15 protein-coding genes are annotated in these 13,781 nt (G+C 53.4%); 8 read left to right on the top strand and 7 right to left on the bottom strand.

Translation table 11 applies throughout. From position 1 onward, the window contains the following. Nucleotides 1-85 precede the first annotated feature (85 nt). Nucleotides 86-1,437 (top strand): IS3 family transposase gene (locus tag ACP15L_RS22730; RefSeq protein ID WP_425084199.1). Its coding sequence is split into 2 segments (ribosomal slippage): nucleotides 86-422 and nucleotides 422-1,437, totalling 1,353 coding nucleotides; the frame shifts between segments, so codons are not numbered across the junction. A 226-nt stretch (nucleotides 1,438-1,663) separates the two neighbouring features. Here ACP15L_RS22730 and ACP15L_RS22725 read toward each other — a convergent pair. The 4 genes from ACP15L_RS22725 to ACP15L_RS22710 form a co-directional block, all read right to left on the bottom strand. After that, a complete protein-coding gene (locus ACP15L_RS22725) occupies nucleotides 1,664-2,206 on the bottom strand; it encodes a luciferase family protein (protein ID WP_425085870.1) in 543 nt (180 codons plus the stop codon). A 24-nt stretch (nucleotides 2,207-2,230) separates the two neighbouring features. Beyond that, nucleotides 2,231-2,722 carry a nuclear transport factor 2 family protein gene (locus tag ACP15L_RS22720; protein WP_425085869.1) on the bottom strand — a complete coding sequence of 164 codons (492 nt, stop codon included), beginning with the start codon at nucleotides 2,720-2,722 and terminating at the stop codon, nucleotides 2,231-2,233. A gap of 64 nt (nucleotides 2,723-2,786) precedes the next feature. Next, on the bottom strand, nucleotides 2,787-3,257 hold the full coding sequence (locus ACP15L_RS22715; protein WP_170663356.1) for an ester cyclase: 471 nt from the start codon (nucleotides 3,255-3,257) through the stop codon (nucleotides 2,787-2,789). A gap of 13 nt (nucleotides 3,258-3,270) precedes the next feature. After that, entirely contained in the window at nucleotides 3,271-3,597 is a 327-nt protein-coding gene (locus tag ACP15L_RS22710; protein ID WP_425085868.1) for a DUF2218 domain-containing protein, read from the bottom strand. 116 nt (nucleotides 3,598-3,713) lie between these two features. Between ACP15L_RS22710 and ACP15L_RS22705 the strand changes: the two genes are divergently transcribed. After that, the gene (locus tag ACP15L_RS22705) at nucleotides 3,714-4,577 is read left to right on the top strand and encodes a LysR family transcriptional regulator (protein WP_425085867.1); all 864 of its coding nucleotides are present in this window, start codon (nucleotides 3,714-3,716) and stop codon (nucleotides 4,575-4,577) included. A gap of 90 nt (nucleotides 4,578-4,667) precedes the next feature. Here the strand turns inward: ACP15L_RS22705 and ACP15L_RS22700 are convergent, their stop codons facing one another. Further along, entirely contained in the window at nucleotides 4,668-5,741 is a 1,074-nt protein-coding gene (locus tag ACP15L_RS22700) for a LacI family DNA-binding transcriptional regulator (RefSeq protein ID WP_170663358.1), read from the bottom strand. A 130-nt stretch (nucleotides 5,742-5,871) separates the two neighbouring features. Then, nucleotides 5,872-7,071: a LacI family DNA-binding transcriptional regulator gene (locus ACP15L_RS22695; RefSeq protein WP_425085866.1), complete on the bottom strand. Its 1,200-nt coding sequence runs from the start codon at nucleotides 7,069-7,071 to the stop codon at nucleotides 5,872-5,874. A 23-nt stretch (nucleotides 7,072-7,094) separates the two neighbouring features. On the opposite strand from ACP15L_RS22695, the gene ACP15L_RS22690 reads away from it, so the two are divergent. From ACP15L_RS22690 to ACP15L_RS22665, 6 genes are all read left to right on the top strand, one after another. Beyond that, nucleotides 7,095-8,363: an ABC transporter substrate-binding protein gene (locus tag ACP15L_RS22690; protein ID WP_170556213.1), complete on the top strand. Its 1,269-nt coding sequence runs from the start codon at nucleotides 7,095-7,097 to the stop codon at nucleotides 8,361-8,363. Between the two features lie 74 nt (nucleotides 8,364-8,437). Beyond that, complete coding sequence (locus tag ACP15L_RS22685; protein ID WP_170556212.1) at nucleotides 8,438-9,283, top strand: carbohydrate ABC transporter permease; 846 nt, start codon at nucleotides 8,438-8,440, stop codon at nucleotides 9,281-9,283. Beyond that, the gene (locus tag ACP15L_RS22680; RefSeq protein ID WP_170336599.1) at nucleotides 9,280-10,116 is read left to right on the top strand and encodes a carbohydrate ABC transporter permease; all 837 of its coding nucleotides are present in this window, start codon (nucleotides 9,280-9,282) and stop codon (nucleotides 10,114-10,116) included. The genes ACP15L_RS22685 and ACP15L_RS22680 overlap by 4 nt, the downstream gene beginning before the upstream one ends. A gap of 23 nt (nucleotides 10,117-10,139) precedes the next feature. Then, nucleotides 10,140-11,180 carry an ABC transporter ATP-binding protein gene (locus ACP15L_RS22675; protein WP_170556211.1) on the top strand — a complete coding sequence of 347 codons (1,041 nt, stop codon included), beginning with the start codon at nucleotides 10,140-10,142 and terminating at the stop codon, nucleotides 11,178-11,180. Between the two features lie 12 nt (nucleotides 11,181-11,192). Beyond that, nucleotides 11,193-12,470: an MGH1-like glycoside hydrolase domain-containing protein gene (locus tag ACP15L_RS22670; RefSeq protein WP_170556210.1), complete on the top strand. Its 1,278-nt coding sequence runs from the start codon at nucleotides 11,193-11,195 to the stop codon at nucleotides 12,468-12,470. Beyond that, entirely contained in the window at nucleotides 12,467-13,210 is a 744-nt protein-coding gene (locus tag ACP15L_RS22665) for a D-lyxose/D-mannose family sugar isomerase (protein ID WP_425085865.1), read from the top strand. Before ACP15L_RS22670 ends, ACP15L_RS22665 begins: the two co-directional genes overlap by 4 nt. Here ACP15L_RS22665 and ACP15L_RS22660 read toward each other — a convergent pair. After that, a partial coding sequence (locus ACP15L_RS22660; RefSeq protein ID WP_425085864.1) for an IS6 family transposase occupies nucleotides 13,110-13,781 on the bottom strand: 672 nt, incomplete at its 5' end. The genes ACP15L_RS22665 and ACP15L_RS22660 overlap by 101 nt on opposite strands.

Genomic DNA, 13,781 nt, shown 5'->3' with positions numbered 1-13,781 from the left:
TGTCTGACGTCAGCGCCAATGGGACAGTTTAGGTCGATTTGATAAGAGAGGGTTTCTGGCTCATCGTAACCGCCAAGGAGTGGAGATGAGAAAGAAACCCGGAACCAAGCAGAGCCACGGTGAGAAGGTCGTAAAGGACATTCGCCGTGCGACCCGCAAACAGTATTCCGCAGAAGAGAAGATCAGGATCGTGCTGGACGGCCTAAAAGGCGAGGACAGCATTGCAGAGCTGTGCCGTCGTGAGGTCATCGCGCAGAGCCTTTATTACAGCTGGTCCAAGGAATTTCTGGAGGCCGGCAAGAAACGTCTGGCAGGCGACACGGCCCGCGCGGCAACTTCCACCGAAGTGAAGGATCTGAGACGGGAAGCCCGTGATCTGAAGGAGGTGGTTGCCGAACAGGCTCTTGAACTGCGGTTGCTCAAAAAAAGCATGATCGCGGATGGGGACGACGACGCATGAGATATCCCGCATCCGAAAAACTGGAAGTCATCCGCTTGGTTGAGCAATCGCATCTGCCGACCAAGCGCACTTTGGAGAAGCTGGGCATTCCGAAGACCACCTTCTATCGCTGGTACGACCGATATCTCGTCGGCGGCCCCGAGGCGCTTGAAGATCGTAGACCCACGCCGTCACGGGTCTGGAACCGCATTCCCACGCCAGTGCGCGAGAAGATCAAGGATCTGGCTCTGAAGGAAAGTGAGCTTTCCCCGCGTGAATTGGCTGTTCGCTTCACTGACACAGAAAAGTACTTTGTGTCAGAGGCTTCGGTCTACCGCATCCTCAAGTCTTACGATCTGATCACCAGCCCAGCCTATGTGGTTTTGTCAGCCGCAGACGAGTTCCAGGACAAGACAACACGACCGAACCAACTCTGGCAGACCGATTTTACCTATCTCAAGGTGATCGGCTGGGGCTGGTTCTATCTCAGCACGATCCTGGACGATTACAGCCGCTACATCATCGCCTGGAAGCTTTGCACGACGATGAAGACCGAGGATGTGACCGACACACTGGACCTCGCCCTGCACGCCTCAGGCTGTGATCAGGCAACGGTGCTGCACAAGCCACGTCTGCTCAGCGACAACGGGTCCAGTTACATCTCTGGTGAGCTTGCCGAATGGCTGGAAGATCAGAAAATGGATCATGTTCGAGGGGCACCATACCATCCGCAAACTCAGGGAAAGATCGAGCGCTGGCACCAGACGCTCAAGAACCGCATCCTGTTGGAAAACTACTATCTGCCCGGTGATCTCACGCAGCAGATTGACGCCTTCGTCGAGCACTACAATCACCGGCGTTATCACGAGAGCCTGCAAAACCTCACGCCCGCTGATGTCTACTTCGGACGCGGGCAGACCATTCTAAAACAACGAGAAAGGATCAAACGAAAGACTATCGAAACCCGGCGCTTGCTTCACCGCAAAACCGCCGCATAATCAATCTAACCAGATGAGACAGATACTCTCTTAGATCACGCCGCCATCCGTCCCAAAACCCCTGACAACGGACAACAAAGTAACGAGAGTTTAATACTTGCCTAAGCACTGAGAACCTCATTGTTGGAGCGTCCACGTTCTAGTTTGAACCTGTCAATAACAGTGTTCCGTCGAAAATTCGCGCGGCTAGTTTCTTCACTTCAGATTGAAGGGACAGAGGGTCAATTCAGTTTGATGATAAGCCCAGGCCCGTCACAAACTCGTATGATGCCTGGACCAGATCAAAAACCACTTCCAATTCGTCCGTGTTCATCGGCGTGAAGATCATGACAAAGCCGCCCCAACCTGGTCTTTGATCTGCCCAGGGATGGCTGACGGCCCATCCTTTTTCGGCTGCCATCTTAGCGAGCGCCGGTGACAGGGACGCATGAAGGCTGCCGTCGGGATGTATGTGGGCAAACTCGCGACCGCCGACGATGACGTCCGGTCGGGCCAGCTTTGTATCTTCAGTGATCCAAAAGCCCAACGCTCCTGGCAAGGACACGACCGTTTGCCTGATCTCAACACCGGGCAATTCCGACACCTTTCCTAGGAGGGCTTCGGATAACTCGGGGACTGGCTTTACGCCAATCTGAACATGAGGGACGCCGTCCGTTGTCCGCGGAATTGGTGTCTCACGCATTGGCAAGTTCGTGATGTCGGCCAGTGCGTGGGAAGCCCCGAAGGTGCAAACAAAGGAAGCTGTCCAAATCAGGCGGTGAACTTCCATGATCCAATCTCCTTTTGACAAGCTTTATCCATGATAGGCTTGGCTGACCGCGAAACTGTCTTCGAACCAATGCCACAAGACGACTTGCCCGTCGCGAACCTTGGCGCGAAGCGCGAAGGAAAACTCGCCGATGTCCTTGCCGGACTTTGTCGTTTTCCCGTTCATCTTACCGAAAACCGCGACAGTGTCGCCGGACGCGAAAGCGTCGGTATTTTCCCACATTGTGGTTTCAAAGTTTGACGAGAATACACTGAGAAACTCAAAAATCGCCTCTTTTCCCTCGGCGCCGCCTACCCAAGGCAATGTAGTGTCACCTTCGTTGTGCCATACCATGTCATCTGCCATAAGGTTGGCCATGCTCTCCATGTCGCCGCTACCCATAGCGCCCATGAATGCCATCACGGTATCAAAACTTGACTGCGTGTCCGCATCACCATCAGCGGCAGTCACCTGATTGCCCAGGGTGGTTGCCAAAGCAGAGAGCCCCAGAACCTTCAAAGCATTTCTACGTTCCATGTCCATTTTCCCTTCAAGACGTCCTGTCCAATTGCTCAGAACCGGAGCTCAATTGATTGTCAGACTATCGACCCGCGAGTTGCTGCAGCGCACCCGCCCAGTCTTCGACGTGGTAAGAGCGAATGATCTTGCCGTCGTTCAATTCGTGGATATCGATTGTCATGATGTCGAAGCTCCGGCCCTCACCGTCGACACCAAACATTGGTCCAACAGGCGTACCGGTGGCGCGGCTGCGGACGGTCACGAAATCCCCGGCCTGATGCATGGCTTGTACAGACCATTCAAGATCCGGAATCAGTTTCCCGAAACCTCCGATTTGGCTTAGGAAGGCTTCGCTGGACTTGCTGGACCCTGAATAGTCGCCGATGCTTTCCCAATTTTCAGAGACTGACGCCTCAAAGGCTGCCACGTGATCTTGTGACGTTGGATTGCTAAGCAAATCATAGAATTTTTGCACGGTCGCGGTGTCGTCCGCCATTGCTCCACCTGCAACTGAAACGAATGCGGCCGAAAGCGCTAGGTTTTTGATCGTCATGTGATGCTCCAATTTAAGGATGAGGGGTGAATTCACTCGTGGTGTCGGGCTGCATTCCCGCGGTGTGGATCCATTCCAATTCCGGGTTTTCACGGAATGCGAAACGTTCGAGATGATTGGTGACTACTTGAACCACCCGTTCTAGGTTCGCCTGAGAACTTGCGCTGACCAACACGTGCAGACCCGAAGCATCTTGGTTGAGGTCACATCGACCAAATGGGAATTTCACCCAGCCGGTATCCTCGTCGCAACATGCTTCAACCTTACGACCGAAATGGTGACACAAGGCCGCCATATACCGCCCGCCCCGTTGAGTAATAAATGTCGCGTGCAGTTGCATCGGTTTGCTCCGTCTGACTTGCACACAAAATATTTTCGCCGCACTGTTATGAAAATTGTCTAAACTCCGATAAGATAGTTCTGTTTAGCCGAACAATGATTGAGCATCTTAGACATATGGCTATCTTCGCCCGCGTCGTGGATGAGGGCTCGTTTCGCGCGGCAGCAAAAAGTATTGGCCTGGCGCCGTCACGCATCAGCGAAACGGTAACGGAACTTGAGAACTTTCTGGGTGCTACTTTACTCTATCGCACAACACGCAAGATAGCGCTGACCAATGAAGGCCGAGTGTTCTATGCCCGTGTGGTCGACATGATACGAAGCGCTGAAACCGGTTTGAATGAGTTGAACGCGCTGTCGCTTGAGCCTGTTGGCGCGCTTCGAGTTTCTGTACCGGCCTTCATGTCGTCGTCAGAGCTTTTGACCACCATGGGTGAATTTGCAAGACAGTACCCGCATGTGGCGTTGTCTCTGTCGTTTACCGATCATCCTGTAGATCTGATCGATGACGGGTTTGACCTGAATATTCGGGTAGGTTGGCTTGATGACAGCTCGATGATGTCTCGAAAACTGGGTGAAATTGACCGAGCTCTTGTTGCTGGCGCTGAATATGCTGCGTCTCGACCTGAGCCAAAGCAACCCAATGATTTAGAGGACTGGGATTGGATCAGCTATGCCCAGCGGTCTGACACCATCGAGTTTATCGCTCGAAACGGAAGGATCGCGAAGGTGGCAGGTAACCCTCAGATCCAGGTCGATAACGTTGATGCGTTACACCATCTAACACAACAGAACCTTGGTGTTACTGTGTTGCCTCAATATCTGGCCGAACGTGGCTTGAGATCGGGAAACTTTGCACGACTTCTGCCCGATTGGAGGCTGCGCCCACTCGGGATTTATGCGGTGTGGCCAGATCAGTCACGGCGCGAGAATCTGACCGTGCACTTTGTGCGTTTTCTGGCAGAGAACCACCAATATTGAGATCGTTGCGGAACCGAGCAACCCTACTGCTTCCTAACCCGGCTGGCATAAAAACTGATCTCCAAGCAATATTGGTGGTTCCCCTTCTACTCAAGAGCTTGCAATTGAATCCCTATGCCCCACAGATTCTCGACGGACCAGGACTGCTTCTTCGAGATACCCGCACCTAGGGGCGTCCAGATTTTGTATATGGTCCAAGAGCAGGTTTGCCAGTTTGGAACCAGACTTTCGGTAGTCGACCGAATAACTCGTCAATCCAGGGGAGATGCAATCGATCAAAGTGTGATTTCCGAATCCAATTACCGAGACTTGATCACCAACTGGAATCCCGAGTTCTCGGCACGCCGCATACACCCCGAAGGCAACCGTATCACTTGCACACAGAAAAGCGGTTGGGGGGTTGCTTGACGACAGCAGGACTTGAGCAAATTGTTTAGCATCTTGCACGCTTGAACTGCCGTTACTCTGAAAGCCTGGTACTACGGTCAAATCAGATTGGCTCATCGACCGATGGAAGCCATGCAACCAATGATCGGGTTTGATATTGTTTTTATTGAGCTCTACAAACGCAATTCTGGTATGTCCGCTGTCTTTAAGAATGGACAAAGAGTTTGCGATACAACCATCGATATCGACATCGCAATACAGGCTGTCTAAGCCGTCAACATGGCCATAGGTGACAAAAGGCACCCCAAATTCAGTTAACATCTCAATGCGCGAATCGTTAGTCGCCGGAGCGGGTATGATGCAACCATCGACGCGTTTTTCTTGAATGATTAGGCGCTGAATTTCTGAGAGACTATCAAGACCGTTCGTCGAACAAACAGTCAACGTCCAATCGTTTGACAGGAGCTCATTGCTAATCCCTTCAATCAATTCGAGCGTTGCTAGTGCATTAGCTTCCTCATACCACTGCGGCAAAATAATGGCTGCAGACTGGCTCGTACCTGTCTTAATGGATCTGGCGATTGCTGACGGATGGTAACCAAGTTTTTTCGCAGCATCTTGTACTCTTTGCTTTGTTTCCTTTGATATGTCGGAATAGCCGGAAAGTGCTCGTGAGACGGTGCTCTTGGAAAGTCCAGTATGTTCGGACAGGTCTGCAATGGTTGTTACCCTTTGGCCAACCTTCCTTGAGTGCTTTTTCTTGTTTCCATCTGACATAAGGCTGTTCGATAACTACAGGGAAAACGATGTCGATATGCCAGGGTGCAACGCAACGCAAACTAATCCTTCGTTCCACGCGCTGTACGAGTATCGACCTGCTGCTGTAACAGTCTGAGCTGAAACGTTTTTAAGGGTTGGGCACGACTCCTGAAGTTTCTCGCACTTTCAGCGTTGCGGAGTATTCGAGATGCCGAACGGGGAGATTTGGTGTACGCATTCGGTCCAGCAGGATCTCGGCCAAGCGCGTGCCTAGCATTTTGGGATTGATCGCCATGGTAGTAAGGCCAGGGGTAGAGATACTGGCATCCTCGATGTCATCGAAGCCCACGACCGAAAACTCCTGTCCTGGCGTTAATCCGGACCGGATCAATCCCAAGCAAGCTCCAAGTGCGGCAACATCACCATTGCAGACGATGCTTGTCACCTCGGGGTGCTGCTTGCGGAGTGCAGCGATTGCGTCAAAACCGGCGCGCTTGTTCTCCTCACAAGGCCAAACAATTGGCTGAACGCCATCCAGCTGCTTAAGTGCGTCTAGGTATCCCGATATACGCTCTTCACGTACTGATGTTTGCTCGGTACCGCCAAAATAGGCAATGTGCCTGTGCCCTAAGTCGATCAAATGCTGGGTGGCTTGACTCAGAGCTTCGGTGTTCAGAACGCCGACGTAGTCAAGAGACTTTGATACCTTTCGCATGAAGGTGACCGTGGGTACGCTATGAGCCTTTATAAGCTCTAATGATTCTTCGTTTGTGTCGATCGCCGGAACCCATATCAATCCACCTCGACCGAATCTGATACACGCTTCCATAAGACGAGCCTGGCGTTGAAGTTCGTCTTGCGCATCGAGAATCGAAACCATGAAACCTTCAGTTTCAAGAAGGTCTACAGCGCTGCTGACTACTTCAGAATTAAACGGGTTTGCCAGGGTGTTAAGCATAAACCCTATTTCGCGATTTTCACCTGACCGCATGGTGGCCGCCGCATGGTTTGGAACGTAGCGCAGTCGCTTCGCTGCGCTCAGGACTTTCTGGCGTGTCTTCTCTGAAATCCGACCGGTGTCGCGCATCACCTGACTGACGGTGGGAACCGATACGCCCGCTTCTTTGGCAACGCTGGATAGGGTGGGCTTTTTCATCGTGGCAGCAGTTTCTAGATATAACGTTCTTTTAAAATTGCAGGAGGCTAAAAAAATATCAAGTAAATTAAAACGAATACGAAATGATCTCAGACTTGACTCGTGATATAACGTTGTATCATAGTGCCTCCATTCGCCATAGGCTAATCCAAGTTCGTCGGCGAGGGAGGGAGGTTGCCAGTTTTCGGTCAACCTCAGGCATAACGGAGGAAAACATGTCTATTCATTCGAAACTGGCGGGTGCCGTATCCGGTGTTGCCATGCTTGTTGGTGCCGCTGCCGCACAAGCGGAAACTCTGTTCTGGTCGACGCAGGCCCGACCTGCTGAAGAAGCGCAGGCGATGCGGACCGAGGTCCTCGGCGGTTTTGATGGCGAAGTTGATTACCAGCCGAACGAAGATGGGCCGTGGTTGACCCGTCTGCAAGCCGAGTTGCAAGCTGGTTCGGGCAGCATTGATTTGCTGGGGTCCTTGCATGGCAACTTCTCAGCGATGAACCCCGAAGACCTGATGGATCTCGGCGATCTGGGCGTCACGTCGGCCTCAGACACTTTTAACGACCTGGCCAAGCTTGGAACCGACAGCCTTCACTACATGCCCTGGATGCAAGCGAGCTATATCATGGCCGCGAACACCGAAGCGCTGCAGTACTTGCCTGACGGTGCTGACATTAATGCGTTGACCTATGACCAATTGATTGCCTGGGCGGCCAATGTTGAAGAAGCGACCGGCCAAAAAAAATTCGGCTTTCCTGCGGGTCCCAAGGGGCTGAAGCACCGGTTCTTCCAGGGCTACCTCTATCCGTCCTACACAGATGGTGTTGTGCGTACTTTTGCGTCGCCGGAGGCCGTGACGGCGTGGGAGAAATTCAAAGAACTGTGGAGCCACACAAACCCTGCATCGACCAACTTTTCTTTCATGCAGGAACAGCTGTTGAATGGCGATGCCTGGATCGTTTTTGATCACACCTCACGTCTGGCGCAAGCCTTCAACGAGCGCCCTGACGACTTCGTTGCCTTCCCGGCACCTGCGGGTCCGACTGGTCGCGGTTTCATGCCTGTTCTGGCAGGTGTTGCCATCCCGCGTACCGCGCCAGATGCCGAAAGCGCGAAAGCTCTGGTAACTTTTCTGATGCAGCCTGAGACGCAGATCGCAACCCTAAAGGCAACCAACTTCTTCCCCGTGGTTGATGTTGAACTGCCAGACGATCTGCCGCCTTCGGTCAAGGCAGCAGGCGAAGCAGTTGCAACAATGAGCGGTTCAGCAGACGCCAATCCTGGACTGCTGCCTGCAGGTTTGGGCAGCATGGGTGGTGATTTCAACCGTGTCTATGTGGACACGTTCGAGCGCATTGTTTTGGCGGGGCAACCCATCGAACAGGTTCTGGAAGATCAAAAGAAACAGCTTGAAAAGATCATGAACGAAACTGGCGCTCCCTGCTGGGCCCCTGATGCGCCTTCAGACGGCCCATGTCCCGTCGAATAAATCCAAACAAATAGCTGGGCCGTTTTGACGGCGGCCCATTTCCCAGCATTTTCCCAATTCTAAGGAGCGGTCCGATGGAAGCGCGGCTATTGCCATACTTTCTGATCCTCCCGGTGACCCTGTTTCTCTGTCTATTTTTCCTCTACCCGTTTGTGCTGGTTGCGCAGGAGGCGTTTGGAACTGAGAACGGTTTTTCACTGGATAACTTTCGTGAGGTTGTGAGCTACTGGAAGTTCCCGATTTCGATGAAGAATACATTCCTTCTGGCCGCCGCTGTCGTGCCAATCCAGCTGGCACTGTCCCTTCTGATGGCCACGATGGTTACAAAGATGCAAAAGGGCCGCGATCTGGTCCTGTACATTTGGACCATACCGCTTGGCATCTCTGACCTTGCCGCCGGTATCATCTGGTTGGCGATCTTCGAGCAATCGGGTTTCCTGAACTCGATGATGGTGGGACTTGGTGTCACGGACCAACCTGTGAGCTTGCTTAGCTATCAATCCCCGTGGATCGTCTTCCTAGCGATCATGCTGGCTGAGATTTGGCGCGCGACCGCGATCATGCTTGTGATCCTGGTGGCGGGCATCGGTTTGATCCCGAAAGAATATTATGAGGCCGCCGATGTGTTTGGAGCCTCCCGGTGGAAGCAATTCACACGGATCACCCTGCCAATGTTGCGTCCTTCGCTGCAAACAGCATTGATCCTGCGCGTCATTCTGGCTTTTGAAGTCTTTGCAGTGGTCGCAGCGCTCGGTGGCACGCTCTTCCCGGTGCTCATGGGCGAAATCTATGCCTACCAATTTGACCTGCAAAATGGCGGTGGAGCAGCTGCACTGGCGATCATCGTTCTGATCATCTCGATCGTCTTTACTCTGCTCATCATGCGCGCACTACGTGTCCCGAAAGGAGCAACGATATGACCGCTGTAGCTGATGTTGTAGCCCCTGACGCCCGCAAGGCGGGCAGGGGGATCTACCGGGCCGGAGTGATCTTGTTGTGTGCCTGGGTGATCGTACCGCTCTACCTATTGTTCGTGAACACGATGTCTTCACCGGAAACGGTGAACAGCTTCCCGAAAAGCTTCATTCCGGAGTTCAATATGGGATCCATAAACTTCTTCATGGGGTTCCAGGGGATGCTGATGGCTTTGTGGAACTCGGTGGTGGTTGCAGTGCTGACGATGGTGATGTCAATCACCATCGGAGCGCCGGCTGGCTACGCCCTCTCTCGGTTTGAGTTTCGCGGGAAAGAGCTGTTCCGGCTGCTGATCTTGCTGACGCGGGCTTTCCCGCTTCCGCTTCTGGCGCTTCCGCTTGCGGTTCTCTTTATCCGCACCGGGCTGGATGACACAGCCTTTGGCCTGTCTCTTGTGCACACGACCCTGGCGATTCCGTTCGCGGTGCTGATCACCTTCTCGCTTTTCTCGGGCATTCCGTTGGAGCTGGAGGAAGCTGCCTGGACATTGGGCTGCACGCGTTTGACCGCATTTACCAAGGTGATCCTGCCTTTGGTGCTGCCAGGTATCACGGCCTCGGCGATCTTTGCCTTCGTGATTTCTTGGAACGAAGTATTCGCGGCCGCCGTGCTGACCATCGAGAACCGGACGCTTCCCGCGTTCCTATTGCAGACATTGGGGGAAGCTCCGTTGCACCTGAAATTCGCAGGCGGCTTCATCCTCGTGGTGCCTGCGCTGATCTTCATCTTCGCTGTGCGCAAATATCTCTTTGCCATGTGGGGCATCGCCAACCGCTGAGCGGTGGCTGAAAGGAAACTGTTATGGCTGAAATTCAGATCAAGAACGTCGCCAAGAGCTTTGGGTCTTACCAAGCTCTTCACGACATCAACCTGACCATCGCAGACCAGGAATTTATGGTTCTTCTTGGGGCCTCGGGCTGTGGTAAGTCTACTCTTTTGCGTATCATCGCCGGACTTGAGACAGCTACTACCGGTGAAGTTTGGATTGGAGGGCGTCGTGTGGATCACCTATCGCCCAAGGATCGCGGCATTTCGATGGTGTTCCAGAATTATGCGGTCTTTCCACACCTGACGGTGTTCGAGAACATTGGCTTTGGTCTGCGGATGCAGAAACTGCCTGATGACGAGGTCAAGCGCCGGGTCGAGCGTACCGCTGGTTTGATGCATATCGAGCAGCTCTTAAAGCGCTATTCGGGCGAGCTGTCAGGCGGACAACGTCAGCGTGTGGCGGTTGCCCGGGCGTTGGCAATGGAACCTGATGTGATCCTGATGGACGAACCGCTTTCGAACCTCGACGCACTGTTGCGGATGGAAATGCGGGCTGAGCTAAAAGGTGTTTTGGCCGAAAGCAAAACCACCGCCATCTACGTGACACACGATCAGGTCGAAGCCATGTCAATGGCTGACCGGATAAGCGTTATGCATCAGGGCAAAATCGTTCAGGCAGCCTCGCCTATCGAGGTGTATAGGGATCCAGCGGCCGAGTTTGTGGCCAGTTTTATCGGCAATCCACCGATGAATTTCCTCCCCGCTGAAGCTGCGGGCTCTGGTCGCTGGACAGTGGCGGGACAGAGCTTTGATGGACCGGCAAGTGGCAAAAATCTGAAGTGGGCCATTCGCCCGGAAGATCTGCGCATCACGGATGCAGGCTTTGCAGCACGCGCCAAGGTTGTTGAGCCCTTGGGCGCACATCTGCTGGTAACCTGTGATGTCGACGGGCACCAGTTCCGCGCTGTTCTGGACAGTGAGCTTAGCGTGAAGCCCGGCGATGTACTTACGCTGGCGCCCCAAGAGGGCAGGGGGCGTTGGTTTGACCCAGAAACCACTTTGGCCGTCGCCTAAAGGAGAAGCACAATGAGCCAAGCGCTGATTGATCAGGCCCGCAAAGTCATGGACGGAAATGACCGGGGCAGCTACACCGTGCCCACCCATGGTCTCTACCCCTTCCAGTGGAATTGGGACAGCGCTCTATCTGCGCTTGGCTTTTCACACTACGATATTGATCGGGCATGGGTCGAAATCGAGACCTTAATGGCTCATCAATGGGCCGACGGTATGGTGCCCCATATCATTTTCCATGAACCTGATGATGGGTATTTCCCTGGCCCCGACGTTTGGGGAACAAACCGAGACGTACCCACGACAGGTATTACGCAGCCAGCCGTCGCTGGCTTTGCCTTGCGCAAGATTTTTGATCGCTCGGAAGACAAAGTTCTAGCGCATAGGCGGCTTGCTAATCTACTGCCCAAGATTCATGCCTGGCATAAATGGTTTTACGAGCATCGTGATCCCGAAGCCTCTGGTCTCGTTGCGATCATCCACCCGTGGGAATCTGGGCGAGATAATTCAGTAGATTGGGACGAGGCGCTAGAAGGCGTTCCCATGGAGGGGGTTGCATCATTTACACGGCGCGATACAACACACGCCAACCCTGATCATCGTCCGACGGACGAGCAGTACCGAAGGTATATCTGGTTGGTCCAAACCTTTCGACGTTTGGGTTGGGACAACGCACTACTTCATGACGCTTCGCCTTTCCGCCTTGTTGATCCGGGGTTTAATGCCATCCTGATACGATCCTGCGACGATGTCGCGGAGCTCGCCGAACTCATAGGTGATCCCGATATGGCCCTTGAAGCACGTGCGATGGCGGCAAAGGGTCGTGCGGCGATGGAAAGTCTTTGGAACCCAAAGCTTGGGCAATACACATGCTACAACCGCGCTGCGGGAATTTTGCAGGACACGCCTACGGTCGGCGGAATACTTGCGGCGTTTGCACAAGTGCCAACTGCACGTGCTGAAGCTTTGGTGGCAAGGATCAACTTGTTGTCCCAGCGGTGTGTTTACTTGGTGCCGAGTCATGATCCTGCGGATAGCTCCTTTGACAGCAGGCGCTATTGGCGAGGACCATCATGGCTCATTGTGAACTATATGATCGCCGATGGTCTGATCCTGGCGGGCCAAGAGGCTATGGCACAACGTCTATTAGCAGATAGCATGCGTCTGATCGAGAAAAGTGGCTTTGCGGAATACTATGATCCGATCAGCGGCGAACCGTGTGGTGGCGGAGACTTCACCTGGACGGCTGCAATGGTAATCGAAACCCTTAAAATTCAAAAAGTTCCCGCATGAAACGCTCGCGCATCAACGAGATTATGGCGCATGCAGACGACGTAATTCGCTCTCACGGTTTCACGTTGCCACCTTTCGCCTATTGGACACCCGAGGAGTTCAAGGCACGCGAACGTGACGCCCGACACGTCATAGACGCGCGTTGCGGCTGGGATATCACTGACTATGGTGACGGTGATTTTGATAGGATGGGCCTGTTTCTCTTTACGCTGCGTAACGGTCTACAGAGCGACTTAGCCAAGGGCGGTGGCATGTGCTACGCCGAGAAACTGTTGATATCACGGCAGGATCAGCTGTCGCCTACGCATACGCATGTTCTGAAAGCCGAAGATATCATCAACCGCGGCGGCGCAACTTTGGTCGTGGAACTTTACGGCTCGGATGATACCGGTGGGTTTGCAGAAGACTGTGGCGGTGTGGTCTGGTTAGACGGCATCCGCCACAACTTTGGTCCGGGTGAGAAACTGCGCTTGGCGCCCGGTGAAAGCGTCACTTTACGCCCTGGTGATTGGCACGCGTTCTGGGGCGAAGGTGGGGATGTTCTGATTGGTGAGGTCTCGACCGTCAATGACGATGAAACAGACAAGGATGTGTCGCAAACATTTGGAAAGGCCAAAGTCAGCGACTTACTGGATACACCTATCCTGCGATCTCGGCGAATAGCTGAAAGCCGGAAGTCTTATCGCTTGAGAATTGCCGCTTCCGGATCATGTTGGCGACTTCGATACCGTCCAAAGTAGCTGATGCGGATCTGAACGATTTGAACCCGCACATGTGCCGTATGCGACGCTTGATAAACCGATGATCTTGTTCGATCAGGTTATTCAGATACTTGGACCTGACCGTTTGGATTTTGGCTAGGCAGCCGAACCGCTTCAGGATCCTGTTCACCTCTCGAATGCCCGCCGCGTTGGCGCCGCTTTTGTCGATGACGATCTTGCTCGGGATTCCATTCGTCGATAGCGCTTTGCCAAAGAACCTTGCTGCTGCTGGACGGTTCCTGCGCTCAGACAGCATGAAATCAAGAGTATTCCCAGCTTTGTCGACGGCCCGATAGAGGTACACCCAATTGCCGCGAACACGAATATAGGTCTCGTCCATGCGCCATGAACTCAGTGTTGGACGCTTCTTTGATTGCGCACGAGCAGCGACGATCGGCGAGTATTTCACAACCCACCTATTCAATGTGGCATGATCAACTCGCACACCGCGCTCAGCCATGATCTCTTCCAAGTCACGATAGGACACCGTGTACCGCAGATAGAAGTAAACAGCGTACAAAACTGCATCCTTAGGGAAATGACAGCCCTT

The organism is Ruegeria profundi (assembly GCF_049800715.1).
In the GTDB taxonomy this organism is placed as follows: domain Bacteria; phylum Pseudomonadota; class Alphaproteobacteria; order Rhodobacterales; family Rhodobacteraceae; genus Ruegeria; species Ruegeria profundi_A.
This window is presented reverse-complemented; position numbering and strand designations above follow the sequence as displayed.

What these genes read in the sequence shown, in the direction of transcription:
- ACP15L_RS22685 (WP_170556212.1), top strand. Translation starts at nt 8,438, where the DNA reads ATGGAAGCGCGGCTATTGCCATACTTTCTGATCCTCCCGGTGACCCTG.
- ACP15L_RS22665 (WP_425085865.1), top strand. Translation starts at nt 12,467, where the DNA reads ATGAAACGCTCGCGCATCAACGAGATTATGGCGCATGCAGACGACGTA.
- ACP15L_RS22680 (WP_170336599.1), top strand. Translation starts at nt 9,280, where the DNA reads ATGACCGCTGTAGCTGATGTTGTAGCCCCTGACGCCCGCAAGGCGGGC.
- ACP15L_RS22700 (WP_170663358.1), bottom strand. Translation starts at nt 5,741, where the DNA reads ATGTCAGATGGAAACAAGAAAAAGCACTCAAGGAAGGTTGGCCAAAGG.
- ACP15L_RS22720 (WP_425085869.1), bottom strand. Translation starts at nt 2,722, where the DNA reads ATGGAACGTAGAAATGCTTTGAAGGTTCTGGGGCTCTCTGCTTTGGCA.
- ACP15L_RS22670 (WP_170556210.1), top strand. Translation starts at nt 11,193, where the DNA reads ATGAGCCAAGCGCTGATTGATCAGGCCCGCAAAGTCATGGACGGAAAT.
- ACP15L_RS22725 (WP_425085870.1), bottom strand. Translation starts at nt 2,206, where the DNA reads ATGGAAGTTCACCGCCTGATTTGGACAGCTTCCTTTGTTTGCACCTTC.
- ACP15L_RS22705 (WP_425085867.1), top strand. Translation starts at nt 3,714, where the DNA reads ATGGCTATCTTCGCCCGCGTCGTGGATGAGGGCTCGTTTCGCGCGGCA.
- ACP15L_RS22710 (WP_425085868.1), bottom strand. Translation starts at nt 3,597, where the DNA reads ATGCAACTGCACGCGACATTTATTACTCAACGGGGCGGGCGGTATATG.
- ACP15L_RS22715 (WP_170663356.1), bottom strand. Translation starts at nt 3,257, where the DNA reads ATGACGATCAAAAACCTAGCGCTTTCGGCCGCATTCGTTTCAGTTGCA.
- ACP15L_RS22690 (WP_170556213.1), top strand. Translation starts at nt 7,095, where the DNA reads ATGTCTATTCATTCGAAACTGGCGGGTGCCGTATCCGGTGTTGCCATG.
- ACP15L_RS22675 (WP_170556211.1), top strand. Translation starts at nt 10,140, where the DNA reads ATGGCTGAAATTCAGATCAAGAACGTCGCCAAGAGCTTTGGGTCTTAC.